Annotated in this window: 17 protein-coding genes; 5 read left to right on the plus strand and 12 right to left on the minus strand. The window is 67.2% G+C overall.

Annotated elements, in window-relative coordinates:
* Window positions 1-22: 22 nt before the first annotated feature.
* From L0966_RS09905 to L0966_RS09915, 3 genes are all read left to right on the plus strand, one after another.
* A complete protein-coding gene (locus L0966_RS09905; RefSeq protein WP_234051744.1) occupies window positions 23-2,002 on the plus strand; it encodes a TRAP transporter fused permease subunit in 1,980 nt (659 codons plus the stop codon).
* Between the two features lie 162 nt (window positions 2,003-2,164).
* Window positions 2,165-2,596, plus strand: coding sequence for an antitoxin Xre/MbcA/ParS toxin-binding domain-containing protein (locus tag L0966_RS09910; RefSeq protein WP_234051912.1), 432 nt, complete (start codon window positions 2,165-2,167; stop codon window positions 2,594-2,596).
* Window positions 2,593-3,075 carry an RES family NAD+ phosphorylase gene (locus L0966_RS09915; protein WP_234051745.1) on the plus strand — a complete coding sequence of 161 codons (483 nt, stop codon included), beginning with the start codon at window positions 2,593-2,595 and terminating at the stop codon, window positions 3,073-3,075. The genes L0966_RS09910 and L0966_RS09915 overlap by 4 nt, the downstream gene beginning before the upstream one ends.
* Before the next feature lie 124 nt (window positions 3,076-3,199).
* On the opposite strand, the gene L0966_RS09920 is transcribed toward L0966_RS09915, so the two are convergent.
* Genes L0966_RS09920 through L0966_RS09940 form a run of 5 tightly spaced genes read right to left on the minus strand, consistent with a single transcriptional unit; the run spans window position 3,200 to window position 9,085 of the window.
* Window positions 3,200-4,381, minus strand: a complete 1,182-nt coding sequence (locus tag L0966_RS09920) for a serine hydrolase (protein WP_234051746.1) — start codon at window positions 4,379-4,381, stop codon at window positions 3,200-3,202.
* Window positions 4,382-4,405: 24 nt separating this feature from the next.
* Entirely contained in the window at window positions 4,406-6,034 is a 1,629-nt protein-coding gene (locus L0966_RS09925; RefSeq protein ID WP_234051747.1) for a GMC family oxidoreductase, read from the minus strand.
* Complete coding sequence (locus tag L0966_RS09930) at window positions 6,027-6,329, minus strand: hypothetical protein (protein WP_234051748.1); 303 nt, start codon at window positions 6,327-6,329, stop codon at window positions 6,027-6,029. Before L0966_RS09930 ends, L0966_RS09925 begins: the two co-directional genes overlap by 8 nt.
* Window positions 6,330-6,340: 11 nt before the next feature.
* Window positions 6,341-7,714, minus strand: coding sequence for a sugar porter family MFS transporter (locus tag L0966_RS09935; RefSeq protein ID WP_234051749.1), 1,374 nt, complete (start codon window positions 7,712-7,714; stop codon window positions 6,341-6,343).
* A 48-nt stretch (window positions 7,715-7,762) separates the two neighbouring features.
* Window positions 7,763-9,085 carry a DegT/DnrJ/EryC1/StrS aminotransferase family protein gene (locus L0966_RS09940; RefSeq protein WP_234051750.1) on the minus strand — a complete coding sequence of 441 codons (1,323 nt, stop codon included), beginning with the start codon at window positions 9,083-9,085 and terminating at the stop codon, window positions 7,763-7,765.
* Between the two features lie 80 nt (window positions 9,086-9,165).
* On the opposite strand from L0966_RS09940, the gene L0966_RS09945 reads away from it, so the two are divergent.
* A complete protein-coding gene (locus L0966_RS09945; RefSeq protein ID WP_255683943.1) occupies window positions 9,166-10,596 on the plus strand; it encodes a sugar porter family MFS transporter in 1,431 nt (476 codons plus the stop codon).
* Between the two features lie 9 nt (window positions 10,597-10,605).
* Here the strand turns inward: L0966_RS09945 and mntR are convergent, their stop codons facing one another.
* Window positions 10,606-11,076 carry a manganese-binding transcriptional regulator MntR gene (gene mntR / locus L0966_RS09950; protein WP_370640693.1) on the minus strand — a complete coding sequence of 157 codons (471 nt, stop codon included), beginning with the start codon at window positions 11,074-11,076 and terminating at the stop codon, window positions 10,606-10,608.
* A 319-nt stretch (window positions 11,077-11,395) separates the two neighbouring features.
* Here mntR and L0966_RS09955 point away from each other — a divergent pair, with 319 nt between their 5' ends.
* Window positions 11,396-12,748, plus strand: coding sequence for an Nramp family divalent metal transporter (locus L0966_RS09955; protein WP_234051752.1), 1,353 nt, complete (start codon window positions 11,396-11,398; stop codon window positions 12,746-12,748).
* A 132-nt stretch (window positions 12,749-12,880) separates the two neighbouring features.
* On the opposite strand, the gene L0966_RS09960 is transcribed toward L0966_RS09955, so the two are convergent.
* The 6 genes from L0966_RS09960 to L0966_RS09985 all read right to left on the minus strand — a co-directional run bounded on the left by L0966_RS09960 (window position 12,881) and on the right by L0966_RS09985 (window position 23,495).
* The gene (locus L0966_RS09960; RefSeq protein WP_234051753.1) at window positions 12,881-13,345 is read right to left on the minus strand and encodes a YbaK/EbsC family protein; all 465 of its coding nucleotides are present in this window, start codon (window positions 13,343-13,345) and stop codon (window positions 12,881-12,883) included.
* Between the two features lie 9 nt (window positions 13,346-13,354).
* Window positions 13,355-14,590 (minus strand): linear amide C-N hydrolase, encoded by a 1,236-nt coding sequence (locus L0966_RS09965; protein ID WP_234051754.1) that lies wholly within the window; start codon window positions 14,588-14,590, stop codon window positions 13,355-13,357.
* A 257-nt stretch (window positions 14,591-14,847) separates the two neighbouring features.
* Window positions 14,848-16,266 (minus strand): glutamate decarboxylase, encoded by a 1,419-nt coding sequence (locus L0966_RS09970; protein ID WP_255683944.1) that lies wholly within the window; start codon window positions 16,264-16,266, stop codon window positions 14,848-14,850.
* Between the two features lie 652 nt (window positions 16,267-16,918).
* Window positions 16,919-18,049 carry a peptide chain release factor 2 gene (gene prfB, locus L0966_RS09975; protein WP_234051755.1) on the minus strand — a complete coding sequence of 377 codons (1,131 nt, stop codon included), beginning with the start codon at window positions 18,047-18,049 and terminating at the stop codon, window positions 16,919-16,921.
* Window positions 18,050-18,217: 168 nt separating this feature from the next.
* Complete coding sequence (locus tag L0966_RS09980; RefSeq protein WP_234051756.1) at window positions 18,218-20,743, minus strand: EAL domain-containing protein; 2,526 nt, start codon at window positions 20,741-20,743, stop codon at window positions 18,218-18,220.
* Between the two features lie 340 nt (window positions 20,744-21,083).
* Entirely contained in the window at window positions 21,084-23,495 is a 2,412-nt protein-coding gene (locus tag L0966_RS09985; protein WP_234051915.1) for a penicillin-binding protein 1A, read from the minus strand.
* Window positions 23,496-23,574 lie beyond the last annotated feature (79 nt).

Genomic DNA, 23,574 nt, shown 5'->3' on the forward strand with positions numbered 1-23,574 from the left:
GCTCGCCCAGAAGGAGTCTGCCATGTCTTCGGCAAAGTCCCCCGCGCCGCGCTCCTGCGGGGAGCCGGCCGCCGCCACCGTCGAGGCGCTGCCTCTGCCGCCGCCGCGCGTGCGCGGGCCCGCCCTTGCTGCCCTGCTGGCGCTCGGCGGCGCCGGCCTCGCCATCATCCTGGCGCAGAGCTTCAATGTGGAGATTGGCGGCGTGCTGCCGCTGCTGGCCAATCGCTATTACTATGTGCTGATCGGCCTGTTCCTGGCGGCCGCCTTCCTGCTGCAGCCGGCCAGCCCCCGCCACCGGCAGGTGACGGTGTTCGACTGGACCTGCGCCGCGCTCGCGCTCGCCTCCTGCGGCTATCTGGCGGTGGAGGCGGAAACCATCATCACCAGCGGCTGGGAAGTGGTGGCGCCGTTCTCGGCTGTGGCCGTGTGCGCGGTGGTGGTGGCGCTGGCGCTGGAAGCGGTGCGCCGCACGGGCGGCCTGGCTCTGCTCGCCATCTGCGTGGTGTTCGCGTCCTATCCCCTGTTCGCGGGCTACATGCCGGGCTTCCTGTGGGGCACCGAGCTCACCTTGTCCGAAACCCTGGCGGCCCATGTGATGGGCGCGGAAAGCGTCATCGGCATGCCGGTGCGGGTGGTGGCGGACACGCTGGTGGGCTTCATCATCTTCGGCTCGGTGCTGAGCGTGATGGGGGGAGGGCAGTTCTTCATGGACCTGTCCATGGCCCTCATGGGCCGCAGCCGTGGCGGGCCGGCCAAGGTGGCGGTGCTCTCCAGCGCCCTGTTCGGCTCGCTCTCGGGCAGCGTGGTCTCGAACGTGCTCACCACCGGGCGCCTCACCATTCCCGCCATGCAGCGGGCGGGCTATCCGGCCACCTATGCCGGCGCCATCGAAGCCTGCGCCTCCACCGGCGGAACGCTGATGCCGCCGGTGATGGGCGCGGTGGCCTTCATCATGGCCTCGTTCCTCGACACCTCCTACACCACCATCATCATCGCGGCGGTGGTGCCCTCGATGCTCTATTACCTCGCGCTGTTCATCCAGGCCGATGCCTTTGCGGCGCGCACCGGCATTCGTGGGGTGGGGCGCGACCAGCTGCCGAACCTTCTCGCCACCGTCCGGGGCGGGTGGCATCATTTGGTTTCGCTCGTGTCGCTGGTGGTGCTGCTGTTCATCGCCAGCCCGGGCCATGCGGCCTATTACGCCACCGCCATCATGCTGGTGCTGGGCGTGGTGGCGACGCGGCGGGTGCTGCCGCTCGCGACCGTGCGCGCGCTGCTGCTCGATGTGACGAGCAACATCGCCTATCTGGTGGCCACCTTGTGCGGCATCGGCCTCATCGTGGGCTCGCTGGCCATGACCGGCGTGGGCAGCGCCTTCTCCCGTGAGCTGATCCTCTATGGCGGCAACAATGTGCTGCTGCTCTTGATCCTGGGCGCCCTCACCTCGTTCGTGCTGGGCATGGGGATGACGGTTTCCGCCTGCTACATCTTCCTGGCGACGGTGCTGGCACCGGCGCTGGTGGGGCTGGGGCTGAACCCGCTGGGGGCGCACCTGTTCGTGCTCTATTGGGGCATGCTCTCCTACATCACCCCGCCGGTGGCGCTGGCCGCCATCGCCGCCGCGCAGATCGCCGGGGGCAAGGGGTTGGAGACGGGCTTCGCCGCCATGCGGCTGGGGCTGGTGCTGTTCATCCTGCCCTTCATGTTCGTCTACAATCCCGGCCTGCTGCTGCAGGGCGATGTGGTGAACATCGTGGTCTCCGTCACCACCGCCATTATCGCCACGGTGCTGCTCGCCTGCGCGGTGGAAGGCTATCTCTATCGGGTGGGGCCCATCGGCCGAATGGAGCGGGTGGCGCTGCTGGCCGGCGCTCTGCTGGTGATGGTGCCGAACCGCGACAGCGAGCTTCTGGGCGCGGGCCTGCTGGCGGTGCTCATGGGCGCCATGGTTGTGCGCCGCCGCTGGGCCCGTGTGCCCGCCGAGGTGCCGCAGGACGTGTAGCGTCGTCAGCGACGGCAAGGGCCGACCCGCAAGCTACCACGCCCCTTCTTTAGAAGGGGCGTGGTAGCTGCCGTCAGGGGCAAGCGCACGGCGCGGGTGGTCTGCTTGCGGGAGGCCTCAGTTGAGCCTAATCTCAGGCCCAACTGAAAAGAGGCGACGATGATGCTTGCATTTTCGAGCGTTGCCGATGTGCTGGGCCTGCCGGTGAAGGAAATTGCCGCGCGCTCGCCTTTGGGGCTGATGTCGCGGATCGAGAGCGGCCTGCCCCTGGGCACGCTGGAGCATGTGGCGCGGCTGGTGGCGCCCGATGACGCGCAATTCAAATACCGCCTGGTGCCCAAGGCCACCTTTGAGCGGCGCAAGGGCACGCAGCGCCTTTCCGCCGAGGAGGGCACGCGGCTGGCGCGGCTCGCGCGGGCGTGGGCCTTCGCGCTGGAGGTGTGGCAGGATGCGGACGAGGCCCGCGACTTCCTGTTCCGCCCCCACGCCATGCTGGAAGACCGGCGCCCCATCGACCTGGTTCTTCAGAGTGAGATCGGCGCCGAGCTGGTGCTCGACATCCTCGGCCGGCTGAAATACGGCACCGCCGCGTGACGGCGCAGGTCCTCGACCGCACCTTGTTCAGCTACCGGATCGGCGATCCCAACGGCGCCTTTCCCATCTTCGACGCCACCGGCTCCACCCTCGCGCCGGGGCGGTGGAACACGCCGGGCAGCCCGCTGATCTATTCGAGCGAGCATTATTCCACCGCTTTGCTGGAGAAGCTGGTGCATGGCAGCGGGCGCCTGCCGCCGAACCAGCATTATGTGGAGATCACCCTGCCGCGGGGCCTCACTTACGAGGTGTTCTCGCCGCCCGCTTTGCCGGGGTGGGACGCGATGCCGGCGACGGTGAGCAAGGCCTTTGGGGAGAGCTGGTGCCGGGAGCGGCGCAGCGCCATTCTGCTGGTGCCGAGCGCGGTCGCTCGCCTCGACCGCAACGTGCTCATCAATCCCGCCCATCCCGACTTCGCGATGATCACGGCAGGGCTGCACGAGCCGGTGTTCTGGGACCGGCGGCTGTTCGGCGCGTAAAGCGCCCCATCCCATCCGCCCCGGTCTTCGAGCGGTGCCAAGTGGGCCACGCTTATGGGCCACGCTCAAGCGCCGCGCGGGTTTAACCAAAGGGCCCATGAGCCCTGCTCACGGGCCTTTGGTATCAGGGCTTCGGCACATAGGCCTCGTAAAGGTGCTGCTGCACCTCGGCGGCGGCGGTTTCCGCATAGGGGCCGGGGAAGTTGGTCACCACCACCACGGCGCGATCGGCCTTCGGGTCCACCAGGATCTTGGCGAGGTTCATGGAGTTGGAGCCGTTATGGGCGAGGAGGGGGGTCTTCGCCCAGTCGAACTTCACGATGCCCCAGCCGAAGCCATATTCCCCCTGCGCCGGCGTGCCGGGCGCGGGATGGGGCCTCGGGGGCGTGCGCACGTGGGGGCGCTGAATCTCAGCCAGGGTCTCCGGCTTGACGATGGGCGGCCCGCGCCGGGCGCCGCCGGCGTTCCAATCCGCCCAGCGCGCGAAATCGAGCACCGACATGTGGGCGCTGCCGGCCGGTCCCATCACCGGCGGCACATCAGCCGCCGGGCCCCACGGCATGGGCTTGGCGCGGCCCTCATCGCCCAGCGAATGGCCGATGGCCGCATCATAGCGCCCAGTGGTGGCCTGGGGGCCGAAGCCGGCGGTGGTGAGGCCGAGGGGCTTGTAGATGCGCTCCTCCACCAGCCGTTCCCACGGCTGGCCCGACACCTGCTCCAGCATGGCGCCGGCAATGAGATAGCCGAAATTGGCGTATTGGAAGGGCGAGCCCTTGGGCACCTTGGGCGCGTGGTGCTTCCAGCGGTTGACGGCATCGATGCGCTGGTCGCGCGGATTCTTCTCGAAAGCGGCGGGGCTCATATAGATGTCGAGCATGTCCGGCGTGTCGGTGGGAATGCCGCTGGAATGGCTCAACAGCTGCTCGAGGGTGACGGCGGCGAGCTTCGGATTCATGTCCGGAACCGCCTTGCCCAGCACCTCGCCCACCGTGCTCTTCCAGCTGAGCCGCCCCTCATCCACCAGGGTGCCGGCGACGGTGGCCGTCAGGGCCTTGGTGTCGGAGCCGAGGTGGAAGCGGTCATTGATGGTGACGGGAACATCCAGGCCGATGGCCCTTTTGCCCACCGAGCCCGCCGCCACGATCTCGCCCTTGGAGGTGACCGCCGCCGCCAGCGCCGGGAGCTGATATTTCGCCCGCACCCCTTCCAGATAGGTGTCGAGATTGTCCATGGCCCGCGCCGCCGGCGCCAGCGCCAGCGCGGTGATCACCCCGAGCATGAGAGCGCGGAAGCGCGAGCGGCCCATTGTGCTTCTCCCTGCCACGCCGGATCAGGCCGCCGCCGTGGCGACCTTGGCCTTCTCCACCAGATGGCCCGCCAACCGATGCGCCAGCGCCATGATGGTGAGTGTCAGGTGCTTGTCAGGCAACACCGGCACCACGCCGCCGTCGCAGACATAGAGATTGTCGAGGTCGTGGCACTTCAGGTTCGCGTCCACCACGCCCCGCGCCGGATCCCCCGAAATGGCGGTGGTGCCGGCATAGTGGATGCCCGTTCCCGTATTGTCGGTGCCGGTGCTGATGAGGGTGGATGAGGTGTGCCGCAGCACGCGCCGGCCCCATTTCAGCATGGCTTCCATCATGGCCTCGGTTTCGGCCGATACGGAAAAGTCCACGGTCACATGCGGCACGCCGAAGGCGTCCGTGGTGGTTCCGGGGCGCACGCGGTTGCGGGGGGTGGGGTCGCCGGCGCAGAACAGGCCCAGCGTCACGTAGCTGTGGAACATCATCCGCGCCAGCCACTCTTTCATGAAGGGCGGGAAGCGCTGCATCTCGGAGAGATAATAGGGCACGTCCGGCAGGCCGTGGATGGCGTGGCCGATGAAGGGAAATTCGACGCCATCCCGCGTCTTGCCCCGCGACAGCAGAATGAGATGGTCGCCATAGCCCACGTCATAGTCGCGATGCTTGCCCCACAGGCGCCAGAGCGAGGTGGAAAGCACCGCCTTCGGATTGTCCTGAAGGCGCAGGCCCAGCTGGCCATGGGGGTTGCCCAGGCCCTGGGGCGCGGCCTCGTCGGCGGAGTTGAAGAGGATGCGCGGCGTCTCCACGGCGCCGGTGGCCAGCACCACCACGTCGGCCGTGAGCACGCGCCGCTCGCCGCTCGCCATGTCGCGATATTCCACCCCGCTCACGCGGGCGGTGCCGGGTTCGCGCAGCACCCGCACCACCTTGGCACCGGTGCGCAGCTCGTAATTGTCGCGCCCCTGGATCTCCGGCAGCAGGCGCGCGGTGAACTTGTAGACCGACCCCACCGGGCAGCCGGACGTGCAGATGCCCGTTGAGACGCAGGAATGCGGCCCACCCGCGCGCGTGTCGATGGCCTTGCGGTTGGGAATGGCGTGGGAGTGCGGCTCGCCCAGGGACTTGACCGCCGCCACGATCATCTCATCCGCCGGCCGCAGGGGCTTGGGCGGCACGAACACGCCATCGGGCAGCTCGGGAATGGCTTCCTTGGTGCCGCACACCACGATGCGGCTCTCCACCGCGTCATAATGGGGCGCGAGGGCGGAATAGCCGAACGGCCAGGTGGAAAAGTCCTTTTCCGCGAACCGGACGCTGACGCCATTCCACAGATTCTGCAGGCCGTTGACGGCCAGGATCTGATAGTGGCGGAAGCTGCCCTCGGGCCATCCGGTGGAGCCCTCCGGCCCCTTGGCGTACAAAGGGTGGATGAACAGGTTTTCGAGCGGGTCGACAGGCCAGGTGGACTTGGGGCGCACGCCGAAATCCAGCCGCGCGCCGGGCGGGTCCACCTTCTCGAAATGGTCGTCGGCAAGGCGCCCGCCCTGCTCCAGCGATACCACTTTCAGGCCCGCCTTCGCGAGCTCATAGGCCAGGATGCCTCCGCCGGCGCCCGTGCCGACAACGCACACATCGCAATGGGCAGCCTCAGCCACGGGCGCCTCCTATGGGCCACTCGCCCACGCTGGCCAGGAAGGCGGGCGAGGCAAAGCGCATGTATTCCAGGAAATCGGCGAACAGCGGCGCGTCGGCGCCGAGGTCGGCCCGCGTGAGCTTGGCGCCGCCGGCGGGCACGCGGGTGCTCAGCCCCTCCAGCGCGGCGTGAAGCTGGTGGTTGGCAAGTGCGATCCGGGTCAGGTCGCCGAGCAGCGGGCGCAGGGGGCGCCTATAGGGGCTCAGCTCCACCAGGGCGGCCATGAGGCGCCGGGCATCGTCGGGGGTGATCGACATGGCCTGTCTCCTCACAGGGCGCGGGATGCCAGCGGGGCGGTGCCCAGCTCACGGAACGGGCGCCCGCTCTTCAGGTGGCGCTCGATATCCTCCAGGCTGACGCCGCTGGTCTCCGGCACCGCACGCAGGGTGAAGGCGAGCCCGGCGATGCACACCAGGGCATAGATGGCGAACACCCCGGCCAGGCCCAGCTCCGCCACCAGCACGGGGAAGGAGAACACCACCAGGAAGTTGAAGCCCCAGTTCACCAGCGAAGCCAGGCTCATGCCCAGCGAGCGCACGTTGAGCGGAAACACTTCCGCCATCATCACCCAGGGCAGCGGCCCGATGCTGATGGCGAAGGCGGAGATGTAGAGAAGCAGCCCGCCGAGGGCGACCACACCCAGGGAGGGGCTGCCGGTGGCGGAACTGATGGCGATGGCGCCGAGCGCGACGGCCGTGCCCGCGAAGCCCAGCAGCAGAAGCAGCCGGCGGCCCAGGCGATCAATCAGCAGCATGCCGACGATGGTCATGAGCACATTGACCGCGCCCACGCCCGCGGTGGCCAGGATCTGGGTGGAGGTGGAATCGAAGCCGGAAATCTGGAACACCGTGGGGGCGTAATAGATCACCGCATTGATGCCCGAGAGCTGCTGCAGCAGGAACAGGCCCATGCTCACATAAAGGGCCGGGCGCAGTTGCGGGGTGAAAAGGTCGGACAACCGGCCGGGCTTGAGATCCGCCACGGAGGCGGAGCGGATCTCGCTCAGCTCCTTTTCTACGTCCGGATGCGTTTCCGGCACGTTGCGCAGGTGGGCGAGGGCGCGGCGCGCCTCGGTCTGGCGGCCGCGCGCCATCAGCCAGCGCGGCGTATCGGTCTGGGAGAAGATGCCGAAGAACAGCACCAGCGCGGGCAGGGCGCCCATGGCGAACATCCAGCGCCAGGAATCCGAGAGCAGGTAGCCCACCACATAGGCGCCCAGAATGCCCAGGGTGACCGCGAGCTGGTAAATGGACACCAGCATGCCACGCTGCGCCGTGGGCGCGCTTTCGGAGATGTAGAGCGGCGCCATCATGGCCGCCATGCCCACCGCCACGCCGATGACGAGCCGGGCCGCCGTGAGCGACCACAAATCCCAGGCGAGCGCGCTGCCGAGCGCGCCGCAGATGAACAGGAGCGCCGCGCCCAGCAGCATGCGCCGCCGCCCGGAGGCGGGGGCGATGCGCCCGCCGATCAGCGCGCCGGCGAGGGCGCCGAAGGGCACCGCCGCCGTCATGACCCCTTCCGCCAGGGGATCAATGCCGAAGTCGGTCCTCAGCGGGCCGAGTGCACCGGCGATCACGCCTTCGTCGAAGCCGAACAGGGCACCCGCGAGGCCGGCAATGGCGGCGATGAAATAGATCATGAACGCTTCTCCAAGCGCGCGGACGGCTCCCGGGGCCGGGATGCCGCCTCAGCCGAGGACGACCCGCGCCACTTTGCGCACGGCGAGGATGATGTCCTCCACATCCGCGTCGGTCAGGGTCGAGGCGATGGCGATGAGGGCGCTGCGGGCATGCAGCGCATCGCAATGGGGCAGGGCGCCGGCGCTGTAATCATAATCGGCGCCGAAGGCGTTGGCCGGATGGGTCCAGGGGAAGCCGTCGCGGCTGTTGGAGCGCTTGTGCACCAGGCTCGGGATGTTCGAGTACCAATGCATGCCCCATTCACGCATGGTCACGCAGGCCAAGCTCCCGGGCGGCCCGGAAATGCCCTCCGCCCGCACGCATTCGATGAAGCGCTTCGCGGTGGCTTCGTCGGGCAGCATCATGATGAGGAAGGGGCCGCTGTCGCCCGCCGGGTCCGGAATGGTGCGGAAGGAGAGGCCGGGAATGTCCGAAAGGGCGTTGCGGATGCGCCATTTGGCATCGCGCATGGCCCCCGTGATCTTCGGCAGCTTGCGCAGCTGGGCGAGGGCCATGGCACCGGCCAGCTCCGACATGCGCGCGCCCACGCCCCACAGCTGGCAATCCTCGTCCGAGGTGTCGAGCCGGCCCTGGGCGTTGCGCGGGTAGCCGAGATCGTGCAGCGCCACGATGCGGCGGAAGAGCTCGTCGTCATTGCTCGTGATCAGGCCGCCGTCGCCGGAGGTCATGTTCTTGTTGAGCTGGAACGAGAAGATGGCGATGTCGCCGAACGTGCCCACCGGCTGGCCGTGGGAGCTGGCGCCGGCGGTCTGGGCGCAATCCTCGATGAGGCGCAGGCCCTTCTCGCGGCAGATGCGCGCCACCTCCTGCACGCGGCCGGGCGCGCCGCTCATGTGCACCATCAGCACCGCGCGGGTGTGGGGGCCGATCTTGCGGACGAGGTCCTCGGGGTCGAGGGTGAAGGTGTCGTCGATGTCCACCAGGCGCGGAATGGCACCGGCGCGCACCACCGCGCTCACGCACGACACCCACAGATAGCCGGGCACCAGCACCTCGTCGCCCGGGCCGAGGCCCAGCGCCGACACCGCGATGGACAGGGCCGCCGTGCCGCAGGAGACGCCCAGCGCGTGGCGGTGGCCGAAGGTGGAGCACCATTCGCTTTCCAGCGTGTCCACCATGTGCTGCAGGTCCGGGCCATAAAAGCGGAACGGGCTGCGGGCGCGCACCACACGTTCCACCAGCTCCAGCTCCTCGGCGCCGATCCAATGGGCGCCCGGCAGCTCCCACGGCAGGGGCGCGGTGCGCACCGGCTCCCCTCCATCGATGGCCAGACGGTTGGCGTGTTCGCGAGCGACGGTCGTGGGGGACATGCCTTGCTCCTGCACCCAACGCTTGCGCCCGCACCCAGGATTTTTGGGCGAACGCCTTTCGCGCTGGTCAGCATATACCTATGCTTCAGCTCGGCCCTGAGCCGCAAGCGAGAGCGCGGGAAAATCTTGCCCATTCGGACAACATATCTTTGCTTGACAGGCGAGGTTTGCTGGTGAAAGTCGTCGTTCTTACCTCCGCGCTGGTGCTGTGTTTCGGCGCACTGTTTGGCTTCAGCACCGCATCCATTGCCGGCGTCCTGGCTGATATCACGGCGGATTTCAGTCTTTCCACGCACGCGGTCGAGATGATCGTGACAGCGCTGCTGGTGGGCTGCTTCGTGGGGGCGGCAAGCGCGGCACCGGTGTCTTCGCGCATTGGGCGCAAGCCATCGCTGTTTCTCGCGGTGGTCTTTGCTTTAGTTGGCTATGGGCTGATCCTGCTGGTGGGGCAGGTGCCGTTCGGCCCGCAACTGCTGGCGGGCGCGCGCGTTCTGATTGGCCTTGGTGTCGGCCTTTCTTCCATGGTTGTGCCAATGTACGCGGCCGAGGTGACCGCCGCGCGCTACCGTGGGGCAGTTGTGTCCATGTACCAACTCGCGATCACGGTTGGAATACTTGGCGGCTATTCTGTACCTCTCGCGCTGATGAATGTCGCGTCGTGGCCGGTGATGCTGGCGCTTGGGCTGGTGATCGTCGTGGCGTGCGGTCTCGTGGTCGGGACGCTGCCGGAAAGCCCGCGCTGGCTGCAGGGCCAGGGCCGCACGGGCGAGGCGCAGGCGGCTGCGCGCGTGTTCGGCATTGCCGATGAGATGGGGGAGGCCGCGCCGGGCGCGGCGGCGCTGCCCTTGCGCGCGGTGCTTCGCCAGGGCAGCACCCTGGCGGTGCTCGGCCTGTGCAGCGCGTTGTTCGTGCTGCAGAACTTCTCGGGCATCGACGGCATTCTCTATTACGCGCCGCACATTTTCACGGAGCTCGGCTTCTCCGCCGGCCTCGCGTCCCTGGCGGCGACGTTCGGGCTTGGCCTTGTCAATGTGCTGGCGACGGTGGCGGCCATGGTGCTGGTGGACCGGCTCGGCCGGCGGCCGCTGCTGATCGGCGGCTCGGCTGTGATGGTGTGCGCCTTGGCGGCGGTGGTGGCGGCCGCCACCTTCGATTGGCCGTTCGTGGCGCTGGGCGGCCTCAGCCTCTACATCGTTGCGTTCGCCTTGAGCCTGGGGCCGCTGCCTTATGTGCTGATGTCGGAGCTGTTCCCGGCGGCCATTCGCGAGCGCGGCATCGCCCTGGCCTCAGCCACCAGCTGGCTGTTCAACGGCATCGTCGCCGCCACTTTCCTCTCGGTGGTGGGGGTGATGGGCCTTGCGGCGACGATCGGCATCTTCCTGGCGGTGTGCGTGGTCTCGCTGCTGGTGGCGCTGACGGTGACGCCCGAGACGCGCGCGGTGCCCCTGGAGCGCATCGAGGATGACGTGCTGGCCGGCAAGCCCCTGCGCGCCATCGGGGGAGGAGGCTGAGCGCCTCTCTCAGCCCTGGCTGTCAAGGAAGCGGCGGAAGGCGCTGAGTGTCTTTTCCGAAACGTAGTGCTCCATCCCCTCGGCGTCGGTCTCCGCCGCCTCGCGCGGCACGCCGACGGCCAGCAGGAAGTCCACCACCAGGCGATGGCGGGCCCGCACCCGCTCCGCCATGGCGGCGCCGGCCTCGGTGAGGAACACGCCGCGATAGGGACGCGAGGTCACAAGCCCCTCGCGCTTCAGGCGGGCGATGGCTTTGGTGGCGGTGGGGTGGGTCACGCCCAGCCGGCGGGCAATGTCGGTCACCCGTGCCTCGCCATGGGCGTTCAGCAGGTCGGCGATGAGCTCGGTGTAATCCTCGGGAATCTCCGCCGAGCGGGCGGTTCGGGCGCGGTTGAAGCGGCGCACCTCGGCGGCTTCCGCGGCGCGCAGGTCTATGGGGGCGGGCTCTCCGCCGCTGGCACCCTTGTGCTCGGACGTCAATCGCTCCCCCGTGACAGGCCCGCAGGGAGATCAGCCATGGGGCACCGGGGTGGGCGCGCGGCCGATCGCGAACAGGAAGACGCTCCCATTATCTGGTCGGGGTGGGGCTTTGCAACTCGCCTCGCCCCGCCATCCACCGACGCCGGCCCGCATTTGCCGCCGGGGACATGCCGAATGGCGTCGGGCCCCGGCCGCAAGGCGCTTTCGGGACAGCCCGGCGCTGCCCGGATCCTGTCAGCACGGTGTCGCCGAAATGAGGCTATTGCATGAGGTGTAGCCATGGCTACATTATAGAGCAACTGCAACGCGGGCCTGCCCCATGCCCTCTTCGCCTTTTTCGACCGGACCGGTGCCCGAGGCGCCGACATCCCTGTCCCCCAGCCTGGCATCGGCCGGGGGCGGATCGGTCACACAGCGCACCAATGCCGCCATCGCCGAGGTGCTGTCCGGCCGCCGGCGGGGCGGCACGCTGCTGTTCATGGGCCCGGCGGTGGTGGCCTCCATCGCCTACATGGACCCGGGCAATTTCGCGACGAACATCCAGGCCGGCGCGCATTATGGCTATGCGCTGCTCTGGGTGGTGGTGGCGGCCAATCTGGTGGCCATGCTGTTCCAGGCGCTGTCCGCCAAGCTCGGCATCGCCACCGGGCGCAATCTGGCGGAGATGTGCCGTTCCGAGCTGCCCAGGCCAATGGTGTGGGCGATGTGGGTGGTGAGCGAGGTGGCGGCGATGGCCACAGACCTCGCCGAATTCCTTGGCGGCGCCATCGGCCTGTCGCTGCTGTTCGGCCTGCCGCTGCTGGTGGGCATGGGCATCACCGCCATCGTCACCTACGGCATCCTGATGTTCGAGCGCTATGGCTTCCGGCCCATGGAGCTCATCATCGGCGGTCTCGTGGGGCTCATCGGCCTGTGCTATCTGGCCGAGCTGTTCATTGCGCCGGTGGATTGGGGTGCGGCGCTCACCGGCGCGGTGACGCCGCAGATTCCCGACGGGCAGGCGCTGATGATCGCCGTGGGTATCATCGGCGCCACCGTCATGCCACATGCCCTGTACCTGCATTCGGGCCTGACCCAGAACCGCACCACGCCGGAAAATATCGCCCAGCGTCGGCTGCTGGTGCGCTTCTCCAACCGGGAAGTGATGCTGGCGCTTTCGGTCGCCGGGCTCGTCAACATGGCCATGGTCATCATGGCCGCAAGCGCGTTCCATCTCGGCCACTCGGACGTGGCGGAGATCGAGACAGCCTACCACACGCTCACGCCGCTGCTGGGCGCGGGCGCGGCGGGCATCTTCCTCGTTTCGCTCATCGCCTCAGGCGTCTCCAGCTCGGTGGTGGGCACCATGGCGGGGCAGATGATCATGCAGGGCTTTGTGGGGTTCCGCATTCCGCTGCTGGTGCGCCGGCTCGTCACCATGGTGCCGGCCTTCGTGGTGGTGGCCATGGGCGTGAACACCACCTACGCCCTGGTGCTGAGCCAGGTGGTGCTGTCCATCGCCCTGCCGGTGCCCATGATTGCCCTGGTGATGTTCACCCGCCGGCGTGATCTCATGGGCGAGTTCGCCAATGGCCCGCTCACCACGATTTTCGCGGTTATCGGCAGCGTGCTGGTGCTGGGGCTGAACGCGGTGCTGCTGTTGCAGACGTTCGGCGTCGACCTCGGCGTGTGAGGTCCGGGCGCCCGCGGAGCTTGCGGGCGCGTGTCGTTTGCTCGGCTTGGACGCTCACGCGGGGGCGTTCACTCTTGCCGCCATTCACTCTTGCCGCCATTCACTCTTGCCGCCATTCACTCTTGCCGCCATTCACTCCTGGCGAACATTCGCCGGCGCCGCGCCGGTCATCTCGGCCAGCAGCGCCGCGCGGGTGCGGAAGACGTGGAGCGGCGAGCCCGCCGCGGCCCAGATGGGGTCGAGCGCCATCAAGTCCTCATCGATGACAACGATGAGCGGCGCTGCATGCCCCACCGGCGAGACGCCACCCACGGCGAAGCCCGTCTTCCGCGCGACCCAATCCGGATCGGCCGGCTTCACCGCAAGGCCGGTGATGGCCGAGACCTTCTTGCGGTCAATGCGGTTGGCACCGGAAGCGATCACCAGCACGGCCTCGTCGCCAGCACGGAACACGATGGATTTCGCGATCTGTGCCAGCGCGCAACCCACGGCCGCGGCGGCGTCCGCCGCGCTGTGGGTGCCTTCCGAAAAGGCCATGATGCTGTCCTCGTGCCCGGCCGCGAGAAGGGCCTGGCGCACGCGTTCCACGCCCTCCATGACCGCGCCTCAGCCCAGCTTGGCGGCCAGGAGCTCGGCCGCGACGTTCGCCACGGGCAGCGCGCCAACGGCGTTGAGCGGCAACGCCTTCACTTCGTCCGCGCCCTTCAGGGCCGCGAAATCGAGGCTCACATAGTTCATCCCGGCATAGGTGCGCACCAGGAAGCGTCCCCCGGCAAGGTCGGTGAGGGAGGTCCAGGAGGTATATTCGGTGGTGGTGTCGGCCTCGCCATCGGGCTCCGCGCCCTCCACCTCCAGGCCGCCGGCGCCGCGCGGGTCCACGGTGATGCCCTTCGGCCGGTCGAAATTGTTCATCACATGGGCCAGGGCCGAGAGCGCCGCCTCGGGCGCAGCGCGCTCCGCATACTGGGCATAATAGGCCGCGCGCACGAACCGGCCGACGGCCGTGTTGGAGGCCGGCAGGCCGGCGGTGGCAATGCCGGAATCCGGCTGGCGCACATTCAGCTTGCCGAACGTGCCGGAGGACCGGTCCAGGTTCGTCAAATACGAGTAATTGTTCATGTTGGTGAGATGCCACGGGAAATCCGGCCCGTTGGTCATCACGCCGATGGGATTGTCATAGACATTCTGCTTGCCGTCCGCGAACTCGATGACCAGCGAGCCGCCGGCCCGGTCATGGACGATGAAGTGGAATGGCGTGCGCGCACCGTGCAGGGCCTCGAGGGCGGAGAGCAGGACGGGCTGCGCGGCAAGGGCGGTCTTCACCTGGTCCGTGGTCTCGAACTGCCCGAGGGTCCACACGCCGAGGTCGATGGCCGCCAGAGCCGCCTTGGTCTTCTGGAAACCGATGGCGGGCCCTGCCGCGTCGGCGAAGGCCAGCAGGCTGAAGGTGAGGCCCTTTTCGTTCACGCCTTCCACCAGCTTGAGGTCCGCCACCGTACCGTTGGGAACGGTGATGCCGACAATGGCGTGGCGCGTCTCGAACACCAGCGGATCGCGCCCCGGCACGGCGGAGCTGACCTTCCGCCCGGCCGGCAGATAGGTGAGCAGGTAGGGCAGCTCCATGGGCAGTTCCAGGGTGCGCCCGGCATAGACGCCGCCTTTATTGTCCCGATAGAGCAGGGCGGTGCAGGCCACCACGGCGTCCACCCCCGTATGGGGCGTGAGCAGGGCCAGCAGGGCGAACGCTGCGAACAGCGCCAGTGTCAGAGCGGACGGGCGGAACCGGCTTGCGAAGATCTTTGCGACACGGGTCTTGGTGGCGAACATCTCGGCTCCGGCCATGGAATGACAACCTCGGATGAGGGCGGGTCCGCCTGAACCCGCCGGTAGGATTTGCAGCAGGCTAGAGCATTTTCCGGTTTCACGGAATCCGGGAAATGCTCTCGCCTGTTGAGTTGCTGCGTTATCTTCGCTTGAACTGCGGTCTACTTCGCTCAAGTCCTCCTTGAGCCATCCCCGTCGCCGCCGACGGGCGACGGGACGTCCCAAGTCTTCGCCGGCCTTGACCTTTGGCGGGCCCCACGCAGGGGCCCGCCCCGTCAGTTATGGTTGAAGCCGCTCGCTTCCGCCGAGGTGAGCGGCGCCGTCACCGGATGCTTCTCGAAATAATCGAGCGTGCGCTTGGTGTCGTCCACCAGCAGGCTCGCGAGATCGCGGCTCACCCCGTGCCGCACCAGGATGCGCTGGATCACCAGATCCTCGCGATGGGCGGGCATGGAATAAGCGGGCACCTGCCAGCCGCGGCTGCGCAGCCGGTCGGCCACGTCATAAAGGGTGGAGCCGCCAATGCTCGCATTGTCCTTCAGCTTCCAGCACAAGGCGGGAATGCCGGCCTTGCGATCGCCATTGAAGAGCACCTCGAACGGGCCCAGGGCGGCGATTTCCTGCGCAAGGTATTCGGCGGTGTCGTAGCAGGCGTTCTGGATCTTGGCGTAGCCTTCGCGGCCGAGGCGCATGAAATTATAGTATTGAGTAATCACCTGCCCGCCGGGGCGCGAGAAGTTCAGCGCGAAGGTGGGCATGTTGCCGCCCAGATAATTCACGTTGAACACCAGGTCTTCCGGCAGGTCGGCGGCTTCGCGCCACACCACCCAGCCCACGCCCAGGGGCGCGAGGCCGAACTTGTGGCCCGAGGAGTTGATGGACTTCACCCGCGGCAGGCGGAAATCCCATTCCAGCTCGGGCGCGCAGAAGGGGGCGAGGAAGCCTCCGGAGGCGCCGTCCACATGGATCGGGATATCGAGCCCGGTGTCTTTCTGAAGCTGGTCGAGGGCGTCGCTGACCGCCTTCACCGGCTCGTATTGGCAGGTGAAGGTGACGCCCAGGGTGGGCACCACGCCGATGGTGTTCTCATCCACCCGCTTCAGCACTTCTTCCGGGCTCATGATGAGCCGGTCGCCCTCGAGCGGGATCTCGCGGAGCTCAACATCGAAATAGCGGGCGAACTTGTGCCAGCAGATCTGCACTGGCCCGGTGATCATGTTGGGCTTGTCGGTGGGCTTGCCGGCCGCCGCGCGCTTCTTGCGCCACTGCCACTTGAGCGCGAGGCCGCCCAGCATGGCGGCTTCCGAAGAGCCGACCGTGGAACAGCCGATGGTCTCGCGCGGGGAGGGGGAGTTCCACAGGTCCGCCAGCATGCGCACGCAGCGCTCTTCAATGGCGGCGGTTTGCGGATACTCGTCCTTGTCGATCATGTTCTTGTCGATGGACAAGGCCATGAGGTCCTGGATCTCCTGATCCACCCAGGTCTGGCAGAAGGTGGCGAGGTTCTGGCGGGAGTTGCCGTCCAGCATCAGCTCGTCGCGCACGGCGGTGAACACGTGGCGAGGGTCGTGTTCCTTGGTCGGGAAATTGAACTTGGGAAGCTGGCCATGCAGGTCGCTCGACGAGTAGACGTCGTCGAGAAGCTCGTCCCGCAGCGCGCCGGCGGCGCGGGCCTTGGAGAGATCAGAAGTCAAAGGCGGCCTCCTCAGTGTCGGATGTCACCATGCCGGCGGCTCGGGTGTGCGCGCGGCGTGTGCGGGAATGCAGCTCTGTGCGAGGTGCGCTTGAGGGTGGGGAGCAGCTCCGCCAGCTCGGCCAGCGGTATCGTTACGGGTGAAGATGGCGAGAGGGGAGACGTCGCGGGGGCTCGATGCCGACGCCAAGGGCCGGGCGAACCATCGCCAGCGCGGCAAATCGCTCCCGACCTGTGGGCAGGGGCGGGCGCGCGGCGGACGAGGTGCGTTCGCGTCGAATACACGGACAGGCTGACGCTCCATCGATGGCGCCCGGAGCGGGTCTTGGATGCGTGCGCGGCGTTGCGAGAGCCGCCACCGAAAGCACGGATATAGATCGATGGACCAGCGGTCGCATCGCGCGGCTCCGCCTCAAACCTCCGCCCCCAACCGTTTCCCATTACCCGCAGTAAGCGACAATCCACGCGCGAAGGCAAGGGGCGCCATCGCCGGGCGTGCACTGGACGCGACACGGCGGCGCGCCGGCCCACCCCGGCCGGTGAGGCCGGCGCTTGGGCCTGGGCCTGCGGCAGCTATCGCTGAGAATGGGGCGCGAAGGCCTGCGGCGGGCACAGCACCCGCCGGGGGCGGAGGGGCGCGCCCTCCGCCGCGATCAGTCCACGTCGTCGACGCTCTCGGGGCCTCCGCCATAGGCGCGCTGGGCGAGGGCGGCCTGCATGAAGGTGTCCAGGTCGCCGTCGAGCACTTCCTGCGGGGTGCCGGACGAGACGCCGGTGCGCAGGTCCTTCACCAGCTGATAGGGCTGGAGCACATAGGAGCGAATCTGGTGGCCCCAGCCAATATCGGTCTTGGCGGCCTGCTCCGCGGCGGCTTCCGCCTCGCGCTTCTTCAGCTCCATCTCGTACAATTTCGCGCGCAGCATGTTCCAGGCGGTGGCGCGATTCTTGTGCTGGGAGCGGTCACCCTGGCTCACCACCGCGATGCCGGTGGGAATGTGGGTGAGGCGAACCGCCGATTCGGTCTTGTTCACGTGCTGGCCGCCCGCGCCGCCGGAGCGCATGGTATCCACCCGCACGTCGGCCTCGTTGATCTCCACCACGATGCGGTCGTCGATCACCGGGTAGACGTCGACGGAGGAGAAGGAGGTCTGGCGCCGGGCATTCGAATCGAACGGCGAGATGCGCACCAGCCGGTGCACGCCCGCCTCGGTCTTCAGCCAGCCATAGGCGTTGTGGCCCTTCACCATGATGGTGGCGGACTTCAAGCCGGCCTGCTCGCCCGCGCTTTCATCCACCAGCTCCACCTTGAAGCCGTGTCGTTCCGCCCAGCGGGTGTACATCCGCAGCAGCATCTCGGCCCAGTCCTGACTGTCGGTGCCGCCGGCGCCGGCATGGACCTCGAGATAGGTGTCGTTGGAATCGGCCTCGCCGGAAAGCAGGGATTCGAGCTCGCGCCGCGCGAGCTCGGCCTTCAGCGCCTGGAGTGCGCCGGCAGCTTCGGCAATGACGCCTTCATCACCCTCCGCCTCGCCAAGCTCGATCAGCTCCACATTGTCCGCGAGGTCGCGCGCGATCCGGTCGATGGCGGTGAGGCCATCTTCCAGCGTCGTGCGTTCCTGCATGATCTTCTGGGCCCGGTCCGGCTCGTCCCACAAAGTGGGATCCTCCACCATGGCGTTCAGCTCGGCCAGGCGTCGGCGAGAGCGGTCCACGTCCAGGTGGGACCGCAGCAGGTCCAACGATTGATTGATCTCGTCGACTTTCGCGGCGAGTTCCGCGCGCATGGCTTCATGGTCTCCGGATGGGGCCGCGGAAAATAGCGGCCGCGCGCGCAGGTGTAAACGGCGCAGCTGTGAATGGAAGCAGGGAAAGTCCCACCTTCGCGCTTCTGGCGCACTTTTTGCCACTGTCGAGCCGCCAGCGGCCCCGAAGTGGAGCGCGGGTCGCGACGGTCAGGCGCGGCTGGCGGTGGGGCGGGTGTTGTGCTGAAGCCGGGTGACGAACCAGGCCTCGAAATCCTCGGTGGCGAGCGGGCGAGCGAACAGGTAGCCCTGCGCGGCGTGGCACTTGAGCTCGCGCAGCAGCGCCATCTGGGCCTCGGTTTCCACCCCTTCGGCCACCACGGACATGCCCAGGCTCTGACCGATGCGGATCACGGCGGTGGCAAGGGCCTGGGAGTTCTGGTCCTGCTCCAGGCTCATCATGAAGGAGCGGTCGATCTTCAGCTCCGCGATGGGCAGGCGCGCCAGGGCGGAAAGGCTGGAATAGCCGGTGCCGAAATCGTCCATGGCGATGTGCACCCCGAGCGCCTCGATGGCGCGTGCGGTGGCGAGCGAATTGGGGTGCTGGTCCATCATCACCCGCTCGGTGATCTCGACACGGATATCACTCGGCTGGATGTTGTATCGCTTCAGGCCGTCGGCGATGACATCGACGATTGTGCCGCTACGGAAGCTCAGCGGCGAGAGGTTGACGGAAATGTGGGGCACCGGCAGGCCCTCGGCCCGCCACTTCGCGATCTGGGCGCAGGCGGTTTCCACGCCCCATTGATCGATCCCGTCCACCAGGCCGTATTCCTCGGCCAGGGCGATAAAGCGGGGGGCTGGCACGTCGCCATGGATGGGGTCATGCCACCGGCTGAGAGCTTCCACCCCGTGGAGCGAGCCGTCGGTGATGCACACCTGCGGCTGGTAGTATTGCTTCAGGGCCTTGTTCTGGATGGCCTTGCGCAAGGCCACCGACAGCACCAGCCGGTTCTGAACGCGCTGGTTGAGGTCCTCGGTGAAAAAGCGGAACTTGCCCCGGCCTTCACGCTTCGCCTCGTACATGGCGGTGTCGGCGTGCTTCAGCAGCGTTTCGGCGTCGCGCCCATGCTCGGGGAACAGGGTGATGCCGATGCTCACCGTCATCGCGAGGTTGAGCCCCTCGATATTGACGGGCGCGGCCAGATATTCGAGCAACCGGCCGGAGATGCGGGCGGCTTCGTCACCGCGGCAATTGTGGATGAGGATGACGAACTCATCCCCGCCGATGCGGCCCACCACGTCGCCGGTGCGCAACTGAGCCTTCAGGCGCCGGGAAATTTCCACCAGCAGGCGGTCGCCGGTGGTGTGGCCCAGAGTGTCGTTGACGTCCTTGAAGTGATCCAGATCGAGAAACAGCAGCGCCAGTGGCAGCTTCAGCGCTTCCGCGCGCAGCAGCTCGTCGCTCATCAGGTGCAGAATCTCACCACGATTCGGCAGGCCCGTGAGGGGATCCATTGAGGCGAGGCGCGCGATATGGCGCTTGGATTCCTGCCGCTCCATGGCCAGCGCGCACAGATGGATGCAGGCGTTGACGATCTGCTCATCCCAGGCGGTGGGGGCGCGACGGTCCGTGAAATAGAAGGCGAAGGTGCCGGCCACCTTGCCGGAGCGCAGCTTCACCGGGACCGACCAGCAGGCGAGCAGATTGGCCGGCAAAGGCAGCCAGCGGAAATCGTCCCAACGCGGATCGGTGGCGATGTCCTCCACCAGCACCGGCTCGCCGAGAAACGCGCAGCTGCCGCACGACCCGACGTCCGGCCCGATGGCAACACCTTCCACGGCAGCGACGAAACTCTGGGGAAGGCTGGGCCCGGCGACCGGCTGCAGAAGGCCGTCATCGGTCACCGAAATAATGGAGGTGACAACGCCGGGGGCGATAGCTTCCACTTTCCGGCAGACGAGATCCGCGACGGCGTCGAGCGGTTCGTCCGAAACCACGGCGGCGAGAACATCCCGCCGCAGCTCTTCGATCTGCTTGATTTGGGTGATGTCAGCCAGAACGGCGACGATGTTCGCGATCTCGCCGGTCGAGTTGTCGATCACACGGTTGAAAGTCGCAGACACCCAGACGCCCCTTCCTGAGCTATCGGACAACAGTACCTCTTCAGTGAATTCCGGCAACTGTTTTAGGCGATCGGTAAGCTGACTTGTTAACGCTCTTGTGCCGGAATCGGTCGTGAGAAGGGCGAAAGGCTCTTGTCCGAGAACGTCGTCAACCGTGTAGCCGAACCGGTCTGTGAATGCGCGGTTGATGTAGACCGCCTCCGACCGGCTGTTCAGAACCAGGACGATGCGCCCCGTGGTTTCCGCAACCAGGGAGAGAATGCGCATCTGCTCGCGCTGGCGCACGTCCGCGGTGATCTCGCGGACAAAGGCTGCATAATAGGTCTTGTCGCCCAACTCAGCGCGGGACAAGGCCAGCTGGCCCCAGGCCACGCTGCCATCTTCCCGCTCGATGGGAACATCGCGTGTGGTGCCGACGATCTTGGTGACGCCAGTGCGGCGCTGGGTGTTGACGAATTCGTCGTGTTGGCCGCGCCAACGCAGGGGCACGAGCTCGGCGACATTGCGGCCCAGCACATCGGCGCGCGGGCGGCACCAGAGCCTTTCGGCGGCGTCGTTGAAAAAGATGACGTTGTTTTGTCGTCTATGAAAACAACGGCGTCCAGGCACTGGCTAAGTGCCAGCTGGTTGAGATCCTGGACCTCCTCATCCATCGCGTCGCCCCCGCGCTGCTTGATCCCCTGCAAGGTCACGCGAGCGCGCTACCGATGCCATTGGGCGAGGTTACATTGCGCGGTACCAATCGATACCGTCAAGCTCATCCATAGCTTGGCCGTAACACAATTTCGCCCCAAGGCTGTGTGCAGGGCCGCTTTGGCCGCGCCAACAAAGGGTTAACCAAGAGTGACGAAAGCCGTGGGTTCGCCGCGGCGGGCTCTGTGGGGACGAGAAGGGAAGGGAGTGGACAAAAAGATGAGGGCGGCGGCCCGTTGGAACCGCCACCCTGTTTTCAGTAGAGTCCGCCCGTTCCCGCGCTGGAGCCGGACCCAATGCCGCCATCGGATGCCCCGGAGGAATCGGAGACCGAGTAGCTGTCGGGCGGGGCCGTGCCGGGCTTGAAGCCTTCGAGGATGGCGTTGCTATCGCCCGCGCCCGTGCGCTGCCCGCTCTTGCGGTCGATCCGCACCAGCTTGATGCCGGCGGGCACCTTGAAGGGAATGGCGGGGCGGTCGGCCAGCGCCACTTTCATGAAGTCGCGCACGACCGGCGCCGAGAGGTGGCCGCCGGTGGCGCCCTTGCCCATGGGGCGGGGGCGGTCATAGCCGAGATAGACACCCACCACCACTTCAGGAGTGAAGCCGACGAACCAGGCGTCCTTCTCGTCATTGGTGGTGCCGGTCTTGCCGGCGATGGGCTTGCCCAGCTCCTTCAGGGCGGTGCCGGTGCCGTGCTGCACCACGCCTTCCATCATGGAGGTGATCTGGTAGGCCGTCATGGGGTCCAGCACCTGGGGCCGGCGATCGATGAGCGTCGGCTCGGGCTGGTTGGCCCAGTGGTCGGCATCGCAGCCGCGGCACTCGCGCTCGTCGTGGCGGTAGATGGTGTGGCCGTAACGGTCCTGGATCCGGTCGATGAGCGAGGGCGTCACCTTGCGCCCGCCATTGGCGATCATGGCGTAGGCACCCACCATGCGCATCAGCGTGGTTTCGCCGGCGCCCAGCGCCATGGAGAGCATGGGCGGCATGTTGTCATAGATGCCGAAGCGCTTGGCGTATTCAGCGATGATCGGCATGCCGATGTCGTTGGCGAGGCGCACCGTCATCACGTTGCGCGACTGCTCGAGGCCGAAGCGCAGCGTCTGCGGGCCGTAGAACTTGTTGGAATAGTTGGTGGGCCGCCACGTGGCCTGGCCCGCCTGCTCCAGCTCGAAGGGCGCGTCCACCACGATGGAGGACGGCGTATAGCCATTGTCCAGCGCCGCCGAATAGACGAACGGCTTGAACGACGAGCCCGGCTGCCGCATGGCCTGGGTGGCGCGGTTGAACTGGCTCTCGTCATAGGAGAAGCCGCCGGAAAGGGCGATCACGCGGCCGGTGGTCGGCTCCATCACCACCATCGCGCCCTCGATGGCGGGGATCTGGTGGAGGCGGAACTGGCCCTGGCGGCCGGCCATGGGCTCCACATAGACCACGTCGCCGGTCTTCAGGATGGAGTTCAGCGCGCGGCGGGTCCATTTGGCGCCGTCGGCGGTGATGAGGCCCACCTCGCGCTCGGTGGAGCGCGCGCCGGACTTGGTACGCGGCGGCTGCAGGCCGATGCGGGCGTTGTCCTTGTTCACGTCCAGCACCACGGCGAGGCGCCAGGGGATGTCGTTGAACTCCTTTACCTCGCCCAGCTTGGCGCCCCAGTCGGCGCCGGTAATGTCGATGTGGGTGACAGGCTTGCGCCAGCCGCGCTCCTCGTCGAACCGAACCAGGCCTTCCGAAAGGGTCTTCTTGGCCAGCACCTGCAGCTTGGGATCCAGCGGCGTGCGCACGGAGAGGCCGCCCGTATAGAGCTTGTTCTCGCCATAGCGCTCGAAAATCTGACGGCGCACTTCCTCAGCGTAATATTCAGCGGCGAAGATCTGCGCGCCGGAGGGGCGGGGCGTCACGTCAAGCGGCGACTTCTTGGCGGCCTCGCCGTCCTCGGGGGACACGAAGCCGTTCTCCACCATGCGGTCGATCACCCAGTTGCGGCGATCGGTGGCGCGGGCGCGCTCGCGGAAGGGGTTGTAGGTGGAAGGCGCCTTCGGCAAGGCGGCGAGGTAGGCCACCTCCTGCACGTTCAGCTCTTCCACGGACTTGTCGAAATAGACCAGCGCGGCGGCGGCGATGCCGTAGGCGCCCATGCCGAGATAGATCTCGTTGAGGTACAGTTCCAGGATGCGGTCCTTGGAATAGGCGCGCTCGATGCGCAGCGCCAGGAGCGCTTCCTTGATCTTGCGGTCGATGGAGACCTCGTTGGTCAAAAGGAAGTTCTTGGCCACCTGCTGGGTGATGGTGGAGGCGCCCTGGGGCCGGACGTTCTTGCCGTAATTCTGCAGATAGAAGCTGGCGGCGCGGAAAATGCCCGTGGGGTCGACGCCGCCGTGCTCGTAGAAATTCTTGTCCTCGGCCGAGAGGAAGGCCTCGATGACCAGCTTGGGCACGGACTGGATGGGGATGTAGAGCCGCCGCTCCTTGGCGTACTCAGCCACCAGCGATCCGTCGGCCGCGTGCACCCGCGTCATCACCGGCGGTTCGTAATTCTGGAGCTGGGTATAGTCCGGCAGGTCCTTGGAGTACTTCCAGACGAAATAGGTCGCGCCCGCCGCGCCCACCAGCAGCACCAGGGTGAACAGAGCGAACAGGAAGCCCAGAAACCTCAGCAGCAGCCTCATCTCGCAGGGCCCCTCCACATCGTTGAACGCATGCCCCAACGGCATGCCGGCCATCTACCTGCGCCGCACCGCACGCGCG

It is taken from the genome of Xanthobacter sp. NM-59, assembly GCF_021401125.1.
Lineage (GTDB): Bacteria > Pseudomonadota > Alphaproteobacteria > Rhizobiales > Xanthobacteraceae > Xanthobacter.